At 60.7% G+C, this 17,000-nt stretch carries 20 protein-coding genes and 1 tRNA gene; 12 read left to right on the top strand and 9 right to left on the bottom strand.

The window, feature by feature from the left end; translation table 11 throughout:
• Positions 1–39 precede the first annotated feature (39 nt).
• The 4 genes from HMPREF2617_RS04120 to HMPREF2617_RS04135 all read left to right on the top strand — a co-directional run bounded on the left by HMPREF2617_RS04120 (position 40) and on the right by HMPREF2617_RS04135 (position 4,199).
• Entirely contained in the window at positions 40–1,440 is a 1,401-nt protein-coding gene (locus tag HMPREF2617_RS04120) for a class II fumarate hydratase (RefSeq protein ID WP_070452579.1), read from the top strand.
• 66 nt (positions 1,441–1,506) lie between these two features.
• Positions 1,507–2,010 carry a hypothetical protein gene (locus HMPREF2617_RS04125; protein WP_070840083.1) on the top strand — a complete coding sequence of 168 codons (504 nt, stop codon included), beginning with the start codon at positions 1,507–1,509 and terminating at the stop codon, positions 2,008–2,010.
• A gap of 27 nt (positions 2,011–2,037) precedes the next feature.
• On the top strand, positions 2,038–2,646 hold the full coding sequence (locus HMPREF2617_RS04130) for a TetR/AcrR family transcriptional regulator (RefSeq protein ID WP_070840085.1): 609 nt from the start codon (positions 2,038–2,040) through the stop codon (positions 2,644–2,646).
• Entirely contained in the window at positions 2,640–4,199 is a 1,560-nt protein-coding gene (locus HMPREF2617_RS04135) for an MDR family MFS transporter (RefSeq protein WP_070840095.1), read from the top strand. The genes HMPREF2617_RS04130 and HMPREF2617_RS04135 overlap by 7 nt, the downstream gene beginning before the upstream one ends.
• Positions 4,200–4,265: 66 nt before the next feature.
• On the opposite strand, the gene HMPREF2617_RS04140 is transcribed toward HMPREF2617_RS04135, so the two are convergent.
• Together HMPREF2617_RS04140 and HMPREF2617_RS04145 are read right to left on the bottom strand one after the other, a co-directional pair.
• Complete coding sequence (locus HMPREF2617_RS04140) at positions 4,266–4,874, bottom strand: hypothetical protein (protein ID WP_070421683.1); 609 nt, start codon at positions 4,872–4,874, stop codon at positions 4,266–4,268.
• A 25-nt stretch (positions 4,875–4,899) separates the two neighbouring features.
• Entirely contained in the window at positions 4,900–5,520 is a 621-nt protein-coding gene (locus tag HMPREF2617_RS04145; protein WP_070840098.1) for a LysR family transcriptional regulator substrate-binding protein, read from the bottom strand.
• 25 nt (positions 5,521–5,545) lie between these two features.
• On the opposite strand from HMPREF2617_RS04145, the gene HMPREF2617_RS04150 reads away from it, so the two are divergent.
• Entirely contained in the window at positions 5,546–5,932 is a 387-nt protein-coding gene (locus HMPREF2617_RS04150; RefSeq protein WP_070421696.1) for a DUF5997 family protein, read from the top strand.
• Here the strand turns inward: HMPREF2617_RS04150 and glyA are convergent.
• Complete coding sequence (glyA, locus tag HMPREF2617_RS04155; protein ID WP_070421697.1) at positions 5,929–7,221, bottom strand: serine hydroxymethyltransferase; 1,293 nt, start codon at positions 7,219–7,221, stop codon at positions 5,929–5,931. The genes HMPREF2617_RS04150 and glyA overlap by 4 nt on opposite strands.
• 112 nt (positions 7,222–7,333) lie before the next feature.
• Between glyA and coaA the strand changes: the two genes are divergently transcribed.
• Positions 7,334–8,257, top strand: a complete 924-nt coding sequence (coaA, locus tag HMPREF2617_RS04160) for a type I pantothenate kinase (protein ID WP_070421685.1) — start codon at positions 7,334–7,336, stop codon at positions 8,255–8,257.
• 11 nt (positions 8,258–8,268) lie between these two features.
• Here the strand turns inward: coaA and HMPREF2617_RS04165 are convergent, their stop codons facing one another.
• The 3 genes from HMPREF2617_RS04165 to mca are packed head-to-tail and all read right to left on the bottom strand — an operon-like array spanning position 8,269 to position 10,249.
• A complete protein-coding gene (locus tag HMPREF2617_RS04165) occupies positions 8,269–9,048 on the bottom strand; it encodes an isoprenyl transferase (protein WP_070421686.1) in 780 nt (259 codons plus the stop codon).
• Between the two features lie 20 nt (positions 9,049–9,068).
• A complete protein-coding gene (locus HMPREF2617_RS04170; RefSeq protein ID WP_070840100.1) occupies positions 9,069–9,368 on the bottom strand; it encodes a hypothetical protein in 300 nt (99 codons plus the stop codon).
• Positions 9,368–10,249 (bottom strand): mycothiol conjugate amidase Mca, encoded by an 882-nt coding sequence (gene mca, locus HMPREF2617_RS04175; protein WP_070421688.1) that lies wholly within the window; start codon positions 10,247–10,249, stop codon positions 9,368–9,370. The genes HMPREF2617_RS04170 and mca overlap by 1 nt, the downstream gene beginning before the upstream one ends.
• A 102-nt stretch (positions 10,250–10,351) precedes the next feature.
• Between mca and HMPREF2617_RS04180 the strand changes: the two genes are divergently transcribed.
• The 3 genes from HMPREF2617_RS04180 to HMPREF2617_RS04190 all read left to right on the top strand — a co-directional run bounded on the left by HMPREF2617_RS04180 (position 10,352) and on the right by HMPREF2617_RS04190 (position 11,976).
• Complete coding sequence (locus tag HMPREF2617_RS04180; protein ID WP_224212882.1) at positions 10,352–10,801, top strand: DUF4307 domain-containing protein; 450 nt, start codon at positions 10,352–10,354, stop codon at positions 10,799–10,801.
• Between the two features lie 106 nt (positions 10,802–10,907).
• A complete protein-coding gene (gene greA, locus HMPREF2617_RS04185; RefSeq protein WP_070421690.1) occupies positions 10,908–11,429 on the top strand; it encodes a transcription elongation factor GreA in 522 nt (173 codons plus the stop codon).
• A 37-nt stretch (positions 11,430–11,466) separates the two neighbouring features.
• Complete coding sequence (locus HMPREF2617_RS04190; RefSeq protein ID WP_070421691.1) at positions 11,467–11,976, top strand: hypothetical protein; 510 nt, start codon at positions 11,467–11,469, stop codon at positions 11,974–11,976.
• A gap of 115 nt (positions 11,977–12,091) precedes the next feature.
• Here HMPREF2617_RS04190 and HMPREF2617_RS04195 read toward each other — a convergent pair whose 3' ends face one another.
• On the bottom strand, positions 12,092–12,874 hold the full coding sequence (locus HMPREF2617_RS04195; protein WP_070421698.1) for a Bax inhibitor-1/YccA family protein: 783 nt from the start codon (positions 12,872–12,874) through the stop codon (positions 12,092–12,094).
• Between the two features lie 98 nt (positions 12,875–12,972).
• On the opposite strand from HMPREF2617_RS04195, the gene HMPREF2617_RS04200 reads away from it, so the two are divergent.
• The gene (locus HMPREF2617_RS04200; protein ID WP_070771290.1) at positions 12,973–13,914 is read left to right on the top strand and encodes a suppressor of fused domain protein; all 942 of its coding nucleotides are present in this window, start codon (positions 12,973–12,975) and stop codon (positions 13,912–13,914) included.
• A 5-nt stretch (positions 13,915–13,919) separates the two neighbouring features.
• Here HMPREF2617_RS04200 and HMPREF2617_RS04205 read toward each other — a convergent pair whose 3' ends face one another.
• On the bottom strand, positions 13,920–14,384 hold the full coding sequence (locus tag HMPREF2617_RS04205) for an S-ribosylhomocysteine lyase (protein WP_070421693.1): 465 nt from the start codon (positions 14,382–14,384) through the stop codon (positions 13,920–13,922).
• A 196-nt stretch (positions 14,385–14,580) separates the two neighbouring features.
• Positions 14,581–14,654: transfer RNA gene (locus HMPREF2617_RS04210), tRNA-Leu, on the bottom strand.
• A gap of 158 nt (positions 14,655–14,812) precedes the next feature.
• Between HMPREF2617_RS04210 and HMPREF2617_RS04215 the strand changes: the two genes are divergently transcribed.
• Complete coding sequence (locus HMPREF2617_RS04215) at positions 14,813–16,144, top strand: esterase-like activity of phytase family protein (RefSeq protein ID WP_070569128.1); 1,332 nt, start codon at positions 14,813–14,815, stop codon at positions 16,142–16,144.
• A gap of 74 nt (positions 16,145–16,218) precedes the next feature.
• Complete coding sequence (locus HMPREF2617_RS04220) at positions 16,219–16,839, top strand: CPBP family intramembrane glutamic endopeptidase (RefSeq protein ID WP_070452551.1); 621 nt, start codon at positions 16,219–16,221, stop codon at positions 16,837–16,839.
• The last annotated feature ends 161 nt before the right edge of the window (positions 16,840–17,000 follow it).

Consider the following 17,000-nt stretch of genomic DNA (forward strand, 5'->3'; position numbering starts at 1 on the left):
GCGTGCGTGGCGTGCATGGGACAGAAGTAAAGGACAATCATGGCTGATCAGGAATACCGCATCGAACATGACACGATGGGCGAGGTCAAGGTGCCCGTCGACGCTCTCTGGCGCGCCCAGACGCAGCGTGCTGTGGAGAACTTCCCAATCTCCGGCCGCGGCCTTGAGGCCCAGCAGATTCGCGCACTTGGTCTGCTGAAGGCTGCGTGTGCTCAGGTGAACAAGGACCTGGGCAAGCTGGACGCTGAGAAGGCGGACGCGATCATCGCTGCTGCGAAGGAGATTGCGGACGGCAAGCACGACGACCAGTTCCCGATCGATGTGTTCCAGACCGGTTCCGGCACCTCGTCGAACATGAACACCAATGAGGTCATCGCGTCCATCGCGAAGGCGAACGGTGTTGAGGTTCACCCGAACGACCATGTGAACATGGGCCAGTCCTCTAACGACACCTTCCCAACCGCTACTCACGTTGCTGCCACCGAGGCTGCCGCAAACGATCTCATCCCGGCACTGAAGGTGCTCCAGGAGTCCCTGGAGAAGAAGGCGAAGGAGTGGCACGAGGTTGTGAAGTCGGGCCGCACCCACTTGATGGATGCCACCCCGGTCACCTTGGGTCAGGAGTTCTCCGGCTACGCACGCCAGATCGAGCTGGGTGTCGAGCGCGTCGAGGCGACCCTGCACCGTCTGGGCGAGCTGGCCATTGGCGGCACCGCTGTGGGCACCGGCATCAACACTCCGGCTGAGTTCGGCGGCAAGGTTACCGAGGAGCTCAAGAAGCTCACCGGCCTGGATGAGCTCTCCGAGGCAAAGAACCACTTTGAGGCGCAGGCGAACCGCGACAGCCTGGTGGAGTTCTCCGGCGCGATGCGTTCCGTGGCGGTTTCCCTGTACAAGATTGCTAACGATATCCGCTTGATGGGCTCGGGCCCGCTGGCTGGTTTCGCTGAGATCCACCTGCCGGATCTGCAGCCGGGTTCCTCGATCATGCCGGGCAAGGTCAACCCGGTGCTGTGCGAGACCGCTACGCAGGTGTCCGCGCAGGTCATTGGTAATGACGCTGCTGTTGCGTTCGGCGGCACCCAGGGCCAGTTCGAGCTCAACGTGTTCATCCCGATGATGGCACGCAACGTGCTCGAGTCCTCCCGCCTGCTGGCGAACACTTCCCGTCAGTTCGCCACCAGGCTTGTCGACGGCATCGAGCCGAACGTCGAGCACATGCGCGAGCTTGCCGAGTCTTCCCCGTCGATCGTGACCCCGCTGAACTCTGCAATTGGTTACGAGAACGCAGCCAAGATTGCTAAGCATGCGATCAAGGAGGGCATCACCATCCGTCAGGCCACCATCGACCTTGGTTTCGTCGATGGTGAGAAGCTCACCGAGGAGGAGCTGGACAAGCGCCTCGATGTGCTGTCCATGGCCAACACCGACCGAAACTAGGCCGTAGCTCGCACCTAGCTAGAATCTGCCCCCAGCACTTCACTTCAACATGCTGGGGGCTTTTTCATGCCTGATTCTTTCTCCGAGCTTCGCACTGCCGGTGGCCCGAACAAGCCGTGGGTCGTCGGTGGTGTGCTTGCGCTGATTGTCGCCGTGATCGGCGTCGCGCTCGCGGCGGCCTATTGGTACGCCAACCCGAAGCCGGAGCCGACCAACGAGGTGCCCGAAACCGTCACGGTGACGGCACAACCGCAGTTGCGTGACGACGACTCCACCTCCCCCACCGGCACCTACACCGGCACCCTGAACAGCCTGGAGGACAACGCGAAAGTGAAGGCCTGGCCAGCGGTGGCAACCTTCGGTGGTGGGACCGCGTCGGTGACGTATCCGTTGACCGGATGCACCGCACTGATCGGTGAGGACGGTGCGTCGGTGCCGTTGACGAAGCCGTGTGGGGATGGTTCGGGGCGGTGGGTCGTCGAAAAGCAAGAGCCCGGGATCGTGAAGCTGACGTACCTTGAGGGCGAAACTGCGCTGGTAGAAGGGGAACTTTCGGCGGGCTTGCCTTAACGTGCACCGGGTGTAATATTGCACCCCGTGCAAAATGAGGGAATTCGGGAGCAAAAGCGCCGCGAGACGAAGCAACGCATCCGCAATGAGGCGGCGTCGCTTGTCGAGGAGCACGGCTACGACAACGTCACCGTCGACGACATCTGCCGCTCAGCCGGTATTTCCCGGCGCACCTTCTTCAACTATGTGGACTCCAAAGACGAAGCGATCTTAGGGTCGTTTCCGTTCACGTTCAACGAGGAAGCACTCGACGCGATCCGCACGACCCAAAGCGACAACGTGCTGGAGCTTGTCATTCGCTCCATCGTGGTTGAACCGGGCCGGTTTGACGGTCCGGCGGCGAAGTGTCGTCGTCAATTGTTGGAGAACAACCCGGGCTTGATGCACGCCGAAGCCGCCCGAAAGCGCGGATTCCTCACCGAAATTGGTCGCTCCATCCGCGCCCACTTTGAAACCTTCCCGCAGGACCGCAAGCATTCGGGATCGCTGGAGGCGGAAGCACTATTCATCGTCGTGCTATTTCAAGGGGTCGTGACCAGGTACCTCTGGGCGCCGCCCGATGAAGGAGACCCAATCGAGCAGCTCATCGAATACGCCAAAGACATCACGAATTACGCAAAGGACATGACATGGTAGACAACCGCGCGGGACGCCACCCGCTTCAAGCCACTCCCCCGAACGTCGGCGTCGTGTTCGCCGCCCTGCTGCTGACCATGCTGATGAGTTCGCTGGGCCAGATGATCTTCGCCACGGCCCTGCCGACCATTGTTGGTGACCTCGGCGGCGTGGACCACATGAGCTGGGTCATCTCCTCGTTCTTGGTCACGATGACCATCGCGATGCCTATCAACGGCAAGCTTGGCGACGTATTGGGCCGCAAGTGGCTCTACATCACCGGCATCGGCCTGTTCGTAATCGGCTCCGCCATCGGCGGCTTTGCTAACACCATGGAGCTGCTCATCATCGGCCGCGCCATCCAAGGCCTCGGCGCGGGCGGCATGATGGTGAACTCCCAGTCGATCATTGCCGAGGTCGTTCCCGCACGTGAGCGTGGCAAGTACATGGGTGTCATGGGTGCCGTCTTCGGCGTGTCTTCGGTACTTGGCCCCGTCCTCGGCGGCTGGTTTACCGATGGTCCGGGCTGGCGCTGGGCACTGTGGATGAACATCCCGCTGGGGCTTCTCGCGATGACCGTCTGCATCAAGGTGCTGAAACTGCGACGCGGATCTGCCAAGGGCATGAACTTTGACTACATCGGCACCACGCTCATGATTGTCGCCACCACGTCGCTGATCCTCACCACCACATGGGGTGGCACGCAGTACGACTGGACCTCCCCGACCATCATCGCCACCAGCGCTATCGCTGTGATCGCTGCCGTGCTGTTCGTGATTGTCGAGCTGCGCGCGACTAACCCGCTGATCCCCATGGGGCTGTTCCGCAACCGCAACATGGTGCTGACCACCCTGGCGGGCACGGTGCTTGGCCTCGGGATGACCAGTGCTCTCGCCTACCTCCCGACGTACTTGCAAATGGTGCACGAACTGACCCCGACCGACGCGGGCCTTATGATGCTGCCGATGGTGCTCGGCATGCTCGGCACCGGCACGGCAGTCGGCTTCATCATCTCTCGCACCGGCCGCTACAAGATGTACCCACTGTCCGGCATGCTCATTACCACCGTGGGACTGTTCCTGTTCTCTCGGCTGAGCGTGGACACGTCGCTGACCGTGCTCGGGATCTACATGTTCATCTTCGGTTTCGGCCTTGGTCTGGTCATGCAGGTTCTTGTGCTCATCGTGCAGAACTCGTTCCCACTCGCCCAAGTGGGCACCGCAACGTCGACGAACAACTTCTTCCGCCAGATCGGCTCCGCTATCGGCGCCTCCCTGTCCGGCTCGTTGTTCATTCACAACATGCGCGAAAAGCTGGAGGAGCGCCTGCCGGAAGCTCTGGCGAAACTCGGCGAAGAAGGTGCTGCGCTAGGCAAGCAATTCGGTGAGGGTGCCGCGAACTCGCTAACCCCGAGCAGCGTGGCGCAACTGCCCCAGCCGGTGAAGGAAGTCGTGCTGTCGAGCTACAACGACGGCCTTACCCCCGTGTTCCTCCTCATGGTGCCGCTGGCCATCATCGCGTTCGTGATCCTCCTGCCGGTCAAGGAAGACCCACTCAAGGAAGATTTGAGCTAACCGGGAAACGAAAACGGCCCGGCCCCTCACATGGGGCCGGGCCGAACGCCGTTACATGGGCGCGGTTTACTTCTCGGTGATCACCGCGGCGAACGGCTCGCCTTCGCCAGCACGGGTCCAGTTGATGGAGCCGCGCTCGAACTCCTGGGTCCAGCCGGACTCGTCCGGGTTAGCAGCCTCCGGAGCCAGCGGGAAGCCCAGCTTCTTATCCACGTTGACGTCGGTCATCCACTCGTTGGCAATCTGACCCCAGGTCGGTGCGCCACCGGTGTTCTCATTCCAGGTGACGTAGTGCTCCTGGTCGTACGTAACGATCCAGCCTTCGTCGACCTGCTCAACCTTCATCGGCTCGCCCCAGGACGGCTCAGCAAACTTATCCATGGCAGCAACGACGCCAGCCGGAACCATTGCGGTGCCGCCGTCAGCAGTTGTAATCTCCTCGGTCGCCTCGGTGCCCTCGCCCGCAGCGCCGGTGGAGTCCGCGGAATCGGTTGCGGAAGCGTCAGCGGTTTCCGTCTTCGCAGCCGCAGTCTCAGTCTCTACGTTCGTCTCAGTAGCGGTGGTCTCCACAACCTCGGTCTCTGCCGCGGTGTCGTCGTCGTTAGAGCACGCAACTAACCCGGTAGCAGCCAGGGCTACAGCAGCGGCGGAAGCAGCGATCTTACGGGAAAACATAATTTGTCATACCTTTCATGTTGATTTAGGTGCGTCGCCCATTATGGGCACCGCGCGAACGTCGAGTCTTCTTCCCACCCGATCGGGGGTGTGATGTGTTGCGCGACGACCTGGGAGTTCTCCCCTTCGTAATACCAACAAAGTCCTGGACAGCGTCACAATCGTCCGATTTCCGCCACACGAGCGCAACCGTCGTGGTATTAACGCCTTCCCCCGGGCCGATCGGCAGCGCCTTAATCTGCTTCTTCGCAAGCGTCTTCAGCAACGGCAACGGCCCGTAGGCGATGCCGACGTTTGCGGCGACAACGGAAAGGGCGGTACGCAGATCGTCGATAAGCGTCTGCTCTGCGTACTCGAAATTCACAATCTCTTCCGCAAGATCCCCGCGATCAACCTCCCCCACCTCCGCATAAACGGAGTCCTTTGGCACTGCCACGCCCCAGGCCTCCTCGTAGAGCCGGACCACGTGGTATTCGTCCGTGACCCGCTCGTCCGGAAGCCTGACCAGCGCCGCGTCCGCATCCTTGCCGACGAGGGGAAACGGATCATCCGACGGCAATGTCGCAGGGTCCTCGCCCGACATTTGGGCATAGCGGCGGAACCATTTGCCGGGTTCAGTACCGGTGACGAACGCGATGGTGAGCATGGCAGGTAATGCTACCGTTTTGGGCATGAGTGAACAGACCCCATCCGGCACCGCAATGAAGCCGATGACCGCGGCGAAAAAACTCGGTATCTACCTTCCCGCCACTCCACAGGAGTTCCAGGACGGCGCCATCACCCACGCCGAACTGCGCGAACTGCAGGAAAACCCGCCCGCCTGGCTGCAAGAACTGCGCCTCAACGGCCCGCACCCCCGTACCGAGGTCGCACGCAAGCTCGGCATCTCGGTGACCGCGCTGAAAGCAGCCGGCGTTGAGCAGTCGATGACCACGGAGCAAATCCGCGCGCTTCTCGACGACCAACCGGACTGGCTACAAAAAGCCCGCGCCGCTCTCGCAGAGCAGCGCGGGCACAATGTCGACACCGCAAGCGCCGCCGACGGCCAGAACGACTAGAGCATCTTCCAGTCTTCAAGGCCCGGGTACAGCGGGTACTTCTCCGCCAGGGCCTCAACGCGGGCGCGCAGCGCCGGGATATCAGCCTTCTCGCCCTGGATCAGGGTCTCGGCGATGATGTCGGACACCTCGCGGAAGTCCTCCTCGCCGAAGCCACGGGTAGCAAGCGCCGACGTGCCGATACGCAGGCCAGAGGTGACCTTTGGCGGGCGCGGGTCGAACGGCACCGCATTGCGGTTGACCGTGATGCCTGCGGCGTGCAGGAGGTCCTCGGCCTGCTGGCCATCCATCGGCGAGTTACGCAGGTCCACCAGCACGAGGTGGACGTCGGTGCCGCCGGAGACAACATCGATGCCGGCAGCCTTCGCATCCTCGCTGGTAAGGCGCTCGGCCAGGATCTTCGCACCGTCGATGGTGCGCTGCTGACGGTCCTTGAACTCCTCCATGCCCGCGATCTTGAACGCGGTCGCCTTCGCAGCGATGACGTGCATGAGCGGGCCACCCTGCTGACCAGGGAAGACGGCGGAGTTGATCTTCTTGTTCAGCTCCTCATCGTTGGTCAGGATGAAGCCGGAACGTGGGCCACCCAGCGTCTTATGCACCGTGGAGGACACCACGTGCGCATGCGGGACCGGCGACGGGTGCAGGCCAGCCGCAACCAGGCCGGCGAAGTGGGCCATGTCAACCCACAGGTAGGCGCCGACCTCGTCCGCGATCGAGCGGAACTCAGCGAAGTCCTCGTGGCGCGGGTAGGCGGACCAGCCGGCGATGATCACCTTCGGCTTGACCTCGCGAGCCTGCTCACGCAGCTTGGCCATATCGATGAGGTGGGTGTCCTTCTCTACCTCGTACGCTGCCACGTTGTAGAGACGGCCGGAGAAGTTGATCTTCATGCCGTGGGTCAGGTGGCCGCCGTGAGCCAGGTTCAGGCCCAGGATGGTGTCACCCGGCTCCGCCAACGCCATCAGCACAGCGGCGTTCGCCTGCGCACCGGAGTGTGGCTGCACGTTTGCAAACTTTGCACCGAAGACTTCCTTGGCACGCTCCTGTGCCAGGGTCTCCACAACGTCCACGTGCTCGCAGCCACCGTAGTAGCGCTTGCCCGGGTAGCCCTCGGCGTACTTGTTGGTCAGCACAGAACCCTGTGCCTCAAGTACGGCGCGCGGAACGAAGTTTTCAGACGCAATCATTTCGAGGGTGTTGCGCTGGCGCGCTAGCTCGTCGACAATCGCGGCGTGAACTTCGGGGTCAAAAGTAGCCAGATCCTGGTAACGGAAATCTTCAGACACGTCCACCGGGTCCTTTCTCGTTCGGTCGTAGTTACCGCTTCGAAGTATATGTAAGCAACCCGGGTGTTATGTCGAATTCCATGCACAGGATCCAAGGTGAAACAATAGGGCCATGCCACGTGTCGATTCTTCGCCTTACCTCGATTTTCACCGCGAGGACTGGCGCAAACGTCGTGCCACCATGCCACAGGTGCTCACCGAAGATGAGCTCACCAAACTCGCAGGCATCGGTGAGAGCCTCGATCTGCAAGAGGTCGAAGACATTTACCTACCGCTGTCGCGCCTGATCCACCTGCAGGTACGAGCGCGCCAGAAACTGACCAAAGCCACCGAAACGTTCATCGGCGGCGATCCGGGGCATGTGCCGTTCATCATCGGGCTTGCAGGCTCGGTCGCAGTAGGCAAATCAACCACCGCGCGTGTGCTGCAGGTGCTACTTCAGCGCTGGGACTCCCACCCCCGCGTCGACCTGATCACCACTGACGGGTTCCTGCACCCCTCCGCAGTGCTCAAGGAGCGCGGCTTGATGGCCCGTAAGGGCTTCCCTGAGTCTTACGACCGCCGCAACCTCATGCGATTTGTCACCGAGGTGAAGTCCGGTCAGCCCCTGGTCAAGGCTCCGATCTACTCCCACGAGGCCTACGACATTCTCCCGGACGAGTACATCGAGGTACGCCAGCCAGACATCTTGATTCTGGAGGGCCTCAACGTATTGCAGACCGGCCCAACGCTGATGGTGTCGGACCTGTTCGACTTCTCCATCTATGTCGACGCCAAGACCTCCGACATCGAGCACTGGTACATCGAGCGCTTCCTCAAACTGCGCGATACCGCATTCCAGGAGCCCGGCGCACACTTTGCTCACTACGCAGGTCTTGACGACGCGCAGGCGACCTACGCCGCACGCGAAATCTGGCAGTCCATCAACCTGCCAAACCTGGTGGAAAACATTCTGCCCACGCGGGTGCGCGCATCGCTTGTGCTGCGCAAGGATTACGACCACACCGTTCAGCGCGTCCGCATGCGCAAGCTGTAATTCGCCAGGTTTTACTTGCCAAAGCGGCGGGAGCGCTGCGAATAGTCGCGCAGTGCTCGCAGGAAGTCGATCTTACGAAACGCTGGCCAGTACGTATCCGTGAACCAGATTTCGGAGTACGCGGCCTGCCACAGCAGGAATCCGGAAAGACGCTGCTCACCGGAGGTGCGGATCACCAGATCTGGGTCGGGCTGGCCCTTGGTGTAGAGGTGCTCACCAATCGAGTCGACCGTCACCGCCTCTTTGATTTCGGCGGGGGTTGCGCCGGCAGCTGCGGTGTCGTCGATAAGCGCACGCACCGCGTCCACGATCTCCTGGCGCCCGCCATAGCCCACCGCAATATTCACGGTCAGCCCGGCTTTCTCGGTAGTGGTAGCGGCGCTTTCTCGCATGCGTGCTGCCACATCGTCCGGCAGCAGGTCCAGTTGGCCGACCAAGCGCACGCGGCAGGTGTAATCCTCGGTGGCGAGGTCCTCGATGACTTCGGAGATGATGTCGAAGAGCAGCTCCACCTCCTCCGAGGTGCGCTGAAGGTTCTCGGTGGAAAGCAGGTAAATCGTGAGAACATCGACATCCATTTCCGCAGACCAGCGAACCAAATCGCCAATCTTCGCGCCGCCGACCCTGTGGCCGTGGGAAATGTCCTTAAACCCCGACTCGCGAGCCCAGCGACGGTTCCCGTCAGCCATCACGGCGATGTGCTTCGGGCGTTTCTTTCCACGCAGCTCACGCTTAAGTCGTGCTTCGTACAGCTGGTACAGCGGGTAGCGCAGTTTGGAGAGGACAGACACAACGTTGATTCTAGCGGGGCTTAAAAGGAGCGCTTCTTACGCTGGTCGGCAACGCCGGCCTTCGCCATGGCCTCGTCGATAGCTTTCTCGTCGAAAGGATCAATGCCATGCGCCTCAGCAAATGCTTGACGACGACGGAACCGGGAGAAACGCCGGTGAAACGCATACCCAATCGACAAGACAACGACCGCGAGGCAGACAAGCAGCAGCAGCCCAATCGGCGACGCCTTGCCAAAGTCCGGACCAGCCGGGGTCTCCCCCGGCGACTGCGCCAGGACCAGATCAACGGTTGCGGCGGCGTTGATGAAGTTGGCGAACACTACTCCTCCTCAGCACCGGCATCGATACCGGCAAACAAGTCATCTTCAGGCAAGGTGGTCTCCACCCGGGTACGTGCGAGCTCGAATTCTTCCGTCGGCCACACCTTTTGCTGGTCCGCCACCGGGCTGGCCAAAAACGCCCCTGCCGGATCGATCTGGGTGGCGTGAGCAGTCAGCGCCTGCTCACGTTGTCCAAAGTAGTCGGCGCACTCCACTTGGGTGGTCACGCGGTCAAACACATCCCCCTCGGCTTCCTCCCAGCGCTTGATCATGAGCTCGTAGGGGCTCTTCTCACCGCGTTCGAACAACGCCTCTTGCAGCAGCTTCATGCGCTGGAGGATAAAACCATGCGTGTAGTAGAGCTTCAGCGGTGTCCACGGCTCGCCGGCTTCTGGCGCAAACGAGGCGTCACCCGCCTTCTCCCACGCAATCATCGAAATCGCGTGAACCATGAGATGGTCCGGGTGCGGGTAGCCACCGTTTTCGTCGTAGGTAATGATGACGTGCGGTTTGAACTCGCGGATCTCCTCCACGATCTTCACCGCAACCTCTTCCGGGTCCTGGACCGCAAACGACCCCTCCGGCAGCGGCGGCAGCGGGTCCCCCTCAGGCAAGCCGGAGTCTTCGTAGCCCAGCCAAACGTGTTCCACACCAAGCGCCTCGACGGCACGCGCCATCTCCTCGTGGCGCACGGCCGTCATGTTTTCGAGCACCCCAGGGCGGTCCATCGCAGGGTTCAAAATGTCCCCACGTCGTCCGTCGGTACAGGTCACCACCTTCACACGGTTCCCTTCGGCAGCGTATTTCGCCATGGTCGCCGCACCCTTCGAGGACTCATCGTCCGGGTGAGCGTGGATCGCCATCAGACGCAGACCAGCCACTCGTACTCTCCAACTTTTGTAGGGGTGTTGTTAGAACTTCGGAACATCTTAGTACCATCCCAGTTAAGTCCCTATCCCCCTTGTTATTGCGAGGTTGCATCCGTGTCCACTCCAGTGCGCCGTCCGTCGCAACGCTATAGCTCCGGCAAGAGCGACGGCGTGAGCGGCAAAGTGGTCGCAGTCGCCGCTGTGCTCATCGCCATCGCGTTCATCTTCTTCGGCGCCCGAACGATCATCGACAGGATGGACCGTCCCGTCACCGCTGAATTTATTTCGCAGGAACATATCGACGACTCAACCGGACGCCTTTGGATCGACGTGACCCGCAAGGACCCGTCGGTACCGTCCTATTGCATCGTCACTGCGGTGGATTACTCCCACGCTGAGGTGGGGCGCCGCGAGGTCATCCTCCCCGCCGGCGGGGAGAAGCACCAGCGCATCCCGGTGGACCTGCCGCTGCGTGAACCGCTTGTTTCCGGCCGCATCTACGGCTGTTCCGAAAATCTGCCGTTCTACATGGACCCGGAGAGCAAATTTTACGACGCCCGCTAGCACACGGGCCACGCACTACCATGTGCTAATCTTTTGCGGTATATCTGCACAGTTTCGCCCGCAGCCTGCGGGCTCGTTTTACGTATGAGGGAAGGGTGTTACCCCTATGGCTGAACCCCAGCAGCAGTACATTACCCCGGAAATGAAGGCCAAGCTGGAGGCCGAACTCCAGCAGCTGATCGATAACCGTCCGGTGATTGCCGCGGAGATCAACGAGCGCCGCGAGGAAGGCGACCTGAAGGAAAACGCTGGTTACGACGCAGCTCGTGAGCAGCAGGATCAGGAAGAGGCTCGCATTAAGCAGATCTCTGAGATCCTCTCCAACTCCACCACCGAGCGCACCGGCATTGTCGAAGGTGTCGCTCACATCGGTTCCGTCGTTCACGTCTACTACAACGGCGACAAGGAGGATCGCGAGACGTTCCTCATCGGTACCCGCGCTGCGTCGACCGACAACGCTGATTTGGAGACCTACTCCGAGCAGTCCCCGCTGGGCGCTGCCGTCGTTGGTGCCGCTGAGGGCGAGACCCGTACCTACACGGCTCCGAATGGTCGCGAGATTTCGGTCACGATCGTCAAGGCTGAGCCGTATGATTCAGTTAAAGCTTCAACGCCTCGTGCAAAGTAGTTTTACCCGTTCTTTTTCGATAGCGAAGGATCATCCTGTGATTGCAACCTCTTCCCGCAAAGCTCTGGTTGGCGTAGCTGCCATCGCTGCTCTCGCCCTCGCCGGCTGCACCCCGCCGAACGAGAACCCGTCTGACAAGAAGATCGACACCGCGACGAGCCAAGACGCTGGCTCCCTCAAGGGTGCTGGTGCTTCCGCCACCGCCGCGACCAATGTTGTCGAGGCCAGCGAGGCGACCGCGACGGAGACCCTCGAGGCCGCCGCGGACGAGCTGCCAACCTTCAACAACTGTGGCGAGACCGGCCTGCTGCGCCCGACCCAGCTGACGGTCGACTGCAAGAGCCAGAACGATTTCCTGCAGGACATCGTCTGGGATACCTGGACCGCCGACCTGGCTGAGGGCACCGCAACCCGTGTTGTCCTGGATCCGAATAACCGCGAGGAAGGCGTCAAGGTTGTCCTTGGCGCTCCGCAGGTTGTGAACAACGATCTGCTGTTCACCACCATCTCGGTTGATGGTGCGACCGTGAACCCGGATCGTCTCTAATCGCCTCTAATCGCCTCTCATCGGCGCAAAGAGTAGCGGCCCTGTTCCAATCGGAACAGGGCCGCTTTATTGTCGGCGGCGTTTGGTACCGCCGTTTAGCGTTGCTTAGCGCCGTCTAGCGGTCGTTGGCGAAGTAGGACAGCAGACGCAGGATCTCGGTGTAGAGCCACACGAGCGTCACAGCGAGGCCCAGTGCGACGCCCCACGCGGCGTTCGACGGTGCGCTGGTGCGCACGAGCCTGTCGGCCAGGTCGAAGTCCTGCAGGAAGGAAATAGCTGCGAGGACCACGCATACGACGCCGAAGATGATGGACATGGTGCCGCCATCACGCAGTGGGTTCTGGCCGGTGAAAAGAGCGAGCAGCAGGTTGCCCAGCGCCATGATGACAACGCCGAAGATGGCGCCGGTGATCAGGCGGTTCAGTCGCGGCGTGACGCGGATGGCGCCGGTGCGGTAAACCACGAGCATGCCAATGAACACGCCGAGGGTGCCCAGGATGGCCTGGAAAATCATCTGGCCAGCGTCAGCCCCGCCGACGGAGAACCAGCCGGAGATCAGCAGAGAGAATCCGCCTAGGAACAGGCCTTCAAAGGCTGCGTACAGAAGCGTCACCGTGCGGGAGCCGAAGGTGCGCGAGAACGCGTGGACCAGGGTGACCACGAACGCGCCGATACCGCCGACAAGCGTTAGGATCATCCCCACGCCAGCGTTTCCGGACAGGTAAATGCCGAAGTTAATCGCGGCAAACAGGATGATAACGGCGATGGTGATGCCGGTCTTGGAGACAATGTCATCGACCGTCAGCGGGCGGTCCTGCTGGATTTCGGGCGCGTAGCCGTAGCCAGCGGTGTGTTCTTCATTGGTCAGGTTCTTCAGAACCGGGTTGGTACTTCTCACGTCGTCCAACATTCCTTTCGAGTCTTGTTGCGACCACTATTCACAGGTTGTAACGCTTGCACCTTCAAAAAGGTTCCCGAGGCGTAGAATTTGGACACATGGGTGTGTTCGATCGTTGGCGTCGCGGCCCGAGCACGGGCGGCGATCTTGTGTTGGAACGGCTCGCTGCAGCAACTGGTGGCGCGCAGTCCTACACCTTTTCTTACGCAGAGGTAGATGTGCTCGCATTTCTTGTCGACGACCCCCTCCCCCACGTCTTGTACTGCACGTTCGGGTTGTCCCAGGTGGAGTCGTCGCAACGCGTTGCGGGCACACAGACCGAGCTCACGCTCCGCATCCCGATGGACGATGAGGTGTTCCCTCCTGAGTGGCCGGCGCAGCAGCTGGCACGCATGGCTCGCAACGTGGTCCGCAGCGGAGTCGAGATTGAGCCTGGGCATTATTTATCGTCGGCTTCTGCCTCGCTCGCGGGGTTTGTGTTCGTCGCGGATCCACTCCTCGGCTGTGCGGAGGGACCGACCGGGCGAGTGCAGTTCACCTACGCCGCGGGGTTGGTCGGAGATGATCTGGAGCGGATGTTGCGGTGGGATCCGGTGAAGTTCGCGGGCGTGCTCGGCGAGCATGTGCCGCTTGGGTTGACGGATCCTGCACGTGCCCCGCTGTCAAGCGATCCGCAGGTGCGTGTGCTTCTCGACGACGCCTCGCACACCGACGGCTCCTCTATCGGCGCAAACACCGCCAAGTATTTAGATGTCGATGTCGCTGGCCGTGTGGATCTCGACGAACGTGCCGCCGCCGCACTCCTTCGGGCGGCGCGCTACCGATTGCTGTTTGGCAAGTCATATGCCCTCATCCGCAACGACACGTGGCTCATGTTCGACCCGAAGGCAATCGATCTCGAGTTGGCCGAGGATCACATTGTCGTGCCGGGCCGTGCCGATGTAGCGAATGAATTGCTCGCTGTATTCGACACTGCGCCGGGCACTTATGCGTTGACTACCGTGCCGTTGACGTTCCAGGTCATCGACCCGACAACGTAGGACGCTTACTTAAAGACGTTGCCCCACCCGTCACGCTTGTCCAGAAACGCCTGCGCTTCGCGCTTAGCGGCCTCGAGGTCGTGGCTTGCGCCCCAGCCGCACTGCTTCTCGTTCGCAGCCGGCACCTCGGTGGCATTGGTGATGTCGGTGAGCGTCTTTTCCACCAGATCAGCGACCTCAGCCTCGGCGACGTCGCCGGAGAGCATCAGGTAGAAACCGGTCTGGCAGCCCATCGGGCCGAAGTCGATCACGTTGTCTGCATGGTTGCGGGCGTGCTCGGCAAACATGTGCTCCAGGGAGTGCACTGCCGGCATCTCAAGGTGCTCGACGTTCGGCTGCTTGAAGCGGATGTCCCACTTCACCAGCGTGTCACCCTGGGGAAGTTCCTTTCGGTCCGCCAGGCGAATAAACGGTGCGTCAACCTTGGTGTGGTCGAGGTTGAAGGATTCAACATTCATGCGATCAGTCATGGCCCCGACTGTACTGAACGCGCTGGCCCGTTCCCATCACTGGATTCATCGTTGAGAGTCGCGCTGGTCACGGCTGCCGCATCCCGAATCGGCGAGGCTGCGTAGCTTGCTGCGCGAGTGAGCTTCTTGTTTTCCGACGACACCTCGTCAACGGCTGCTATACCGCCATGTAGCCCGGTTACCGGGCAAGTAATTGTGCCCCCAGTCGGGCTCGAACCGACACTGGGCGGATTTTAAGTCCGCTGCCTCTGCCAATTGGGCTATAGGGGCGCCGAGAAATATGGTACTTCCCCGGCGCCTCAATGCTGAAACCGGCCGGAAAATCTCACCGAGCGAAAGTGCACTGCCCGCCATACACTCGCTGTGCGAAATGTAAGTTTCGCCTGAGTTTCTCGCTCAGTTCCTGGCGATTTTCGAGGTAGTGACACATGAACATTCAACTTCCACCCCCTTTAAACCAACTGATCAAAGACATCAACCTTGAGCAGCTCATCGCAGCAGTAGCAGGCGTTTTCGTCGTCGGTGGTCTTGTCGGCGGAGCAATTGGCGCGGCTGCCGGCAACGGATCCGAGCATTCTGGTTCCAGCAACAGCGACGTAGATCCAACGGCGTCCACCACGGCTCCCGAGGTCACTGGCCCAACTCTCGAGGGCCGTGCGAAGCTCTCGGCGTTATACCAGGCTCCCGGCCCGAATTCAGGCAAGGATGCTTTCGACGGTAACGGGCAAACCCACCCTTTTAAAGGGCAGGTCATCCCCGGCTTTTCTGGAATGATCGAGATTGGCGACGGCACGTTTTATGGCTTGCCAGATAACGGCTTCGGTTCGAAATCGAATTCTTCCGATTTCCTCCTGAGGATCTACACGGTCAAGCCCAATTGGGAAACGGCGGAAACAGCGAAGAATCCACAAACCACCGGTGGTGTTGATGTACTTGACTACATCTCATTAAAAGACCCCGACGGAAAGATTCCGTGGAAGATCGTCAACAACGACACCGAGGATCGTCTACTTACCGGCGCAGACTTTGACCCCGAGTCATTCGTCCAGGCCGCCGACGGATCTTTCTGGATCGGCGAGGAGTTCGGCCCCTACATCCTCCATGTGGACAAGAACGGCACCTTGCTCGAAGAGCCCTACGCATACCCAGGTGTGAAGAGCCCATCGAACCCAACACTTGGCGATAATGAGCGACCAAACCTGCGCAATTCCAAAGGCTTTGAAGCCATGGCATGGGACGGACGCTATCTTTACCCGATTTTCGAGGGGTACCTCGACAAGGCGGCCGACAAGCGTGAACGCGTCATTTCTCAGTTCGACACAACGACAGGCAAATACACCGGCAAGACTTGGACCTACCTTGCTGAAGGCGATGACGCGCTCATCGGCGACGCTTTCCTAACCAAGGATGGCCGTTTGCTCGTGCTTGAGCGCGACGACTTCCTCGGCTCCGATGCGAAGCTGAAGAAGGTATTCGAGGTTGCGAATTTCAAGGGTATCGAGCCAGGGAAAACAGTGGAAAAGGCGCTTATGGCAGACCTTCTCAACATAGCCAACCCCAATAAGATCGGCATGGTTTCCGATGCACGGGCATACGGTGTCGGCGACCCTTTCATGTTTGCGCTACTGAGCGTCGAAACGATTGTTCAGCTTGAGGACGGCCGATACTTAACTGCCTTGGACAACAACTTCCCTGGCGATGACGGCCGGTACCGCGGTAAGCCAGACGACACGGAGATGATCATCTTCTCTGTCAATTAACAACTATCTGCCCTGAGAAACTGCCCGGTAATCTGTCATTCACATCGCCAGATTATTTGGACGGAGTTTCTCTCGTGGCCAGGCAATGGTTGTTTCTTCTGCCCTGCGCTTTTGGTGCGCTCGGGCTCTTCCTCGCGCGCCAGGCTGGCGACGGCACCGCAGGTTTCTACTGGGCCACCGCTTTTACCGCCGTCGTGTACCTAGCCGCCTGGTGGGTGTGGGGCGACAAAGGCGCATTCGCTGGCCCCGGCAAACTCCGCGACGTCGTACGTGGCATCGGATTAGGCACCGCACTTGCGGTTGTCTTTTTCTTGGGTGCCCTGATCGTCACCCGCATCCCAGCACTTGCCGGCCCTGTCGCAGAGATCCTGGATACTCCTAACAAAGGCGGTTACGCGCTGACGCTGCTCGTCCTCGTGGTCAACGGCGTCGGCGAGGAGCTCATCTTCCGCGACGTCGTCCCCCGCCAGCTACAAAGCATTGGACAAACGGTGCTGCAAGCTGGTGTGTGGTCGACGGTCGCCTACGGGTTGGTCACCGTCGTGATGGGTGTGCCGTTGCTTGTGTTCGCGGCAGTGGTCCTCGGTGCGCTCGCCTACACCGAGGCAGTGCGCACCGGCAGGCTGTACTCCCCCATCGCACTCCACCTGACGTGGAGCATCGCAATGCTGCTGATCTTGCCTTCCCTTCTCTGAGGTCACCGAACTCATTGTTGTCCCTATACATAGGCATCGAGCCGGGCTCCGTCTTAATGGTGGTCTAGCCTGCTCGTGGGGTTGAACCGCCCTGTTTTCGTGTCTTGGGCGCTGTTGTTGGGTGTGCTCGTAAAACGGGGGTAATTTGCGGGGGTAAGCAG

It is taken from the genome of Corynebacterium sp. HMSC070H05, from assembly GCF_001837615.1.
In the GTDB taxonomy this organism is placed as follows: Bacteria; Actinomycetota; Actinomycetes; order Mycobacteriales; family Mycobacteriaceae; genus Corynebacterium; species Corynebacterium coyleae.

What these genes read in the sequence shown, in the direction of transcription:
- HMPREF2617_RS04145 (WP_070840098.1), bottom strand. Translation starts at nt 5,520, where the DNA reads ATGCTCACCATCGCGTTCGTCACCGGTACTGAACCCGGCAAATGGTTC.
- greA (WP_070421690.1), top strand. Translation starts at nt 10,908, where the DNA reads ATGGCTGAACCCCAGCAGCAGTACATTACCCCGGAAATGAAGGCCAAG.
- HMPREF2617_RS04215 (WP_070569128.1), top strand. Translation starts at nt 14,813, where the DNA reads ATGAACATTCAACTTCCACCCCCTTTAAACCAACTGATCAAAGACATC.
- HMPREF2617_RS04120 (WP_070452579.1), top strand. Translation starts at nt 40, where the DNA reads ATGGCTGATCAGGAATACCGCATCGAACATGACACGATGGGCGAGGTC.
- HMPREF2617_RS04150 (WP_070421696.1), top strand. Translation starts at nt 5,546, where the DNA reads ATGAGTGAACAGACCCCATCCGGCACCGCAATGAAGCCGATGACCGCG.
- HMPREF2617_RS04125 (WP_070840083.1), top strand. Translation starts at nt 1,507, where the DNA reads ATGCCTGATTCTTTCTCCGAGCTTCGCACTGCCGGTGGCCCGAACAAG.
- HMPREF2617_RS04200 (WP_070771290.1), top strand. Translation starts at nt 12,973, where the DNA reads ATGGGTGTGTTCGATCGTTGGCGTCGCGGCCCGAGCACGGGCGGCGAT.
- HMPREF2617_RS04135 (WP_070840095.1), top strand. Translation starts at nt 2,640, where the DNA reads ATGGTAGACAACCGCGCGGGACGCCACCCGCTTCAAGCCACTCCCCCG.
- HMPREF2617_RS04140 (WP_070421683.1), bottom strand. Translation starts at nt 4,874, where the DNA reads ATGTTTTCCCGTAAGATCGCTGCTTCCGCCGCTGCTGTAGCCCTGGCT.
- HMPREF2617_RS04205 (WP_070421693.1), bottom strand. Translation starts at nt 14,384, where the DNA reads ATGACTGATCGCATGAATGTTGAATCCTTCAACCTCGACCACACCAAG.
- coaA (WP_070421685.1), top strand. Translation starts at nt 7,334, where the DNA reads ATGCCACGTGTCGATTCTTCGCCTTACCTCGATTTTCACCGCGAGGAC.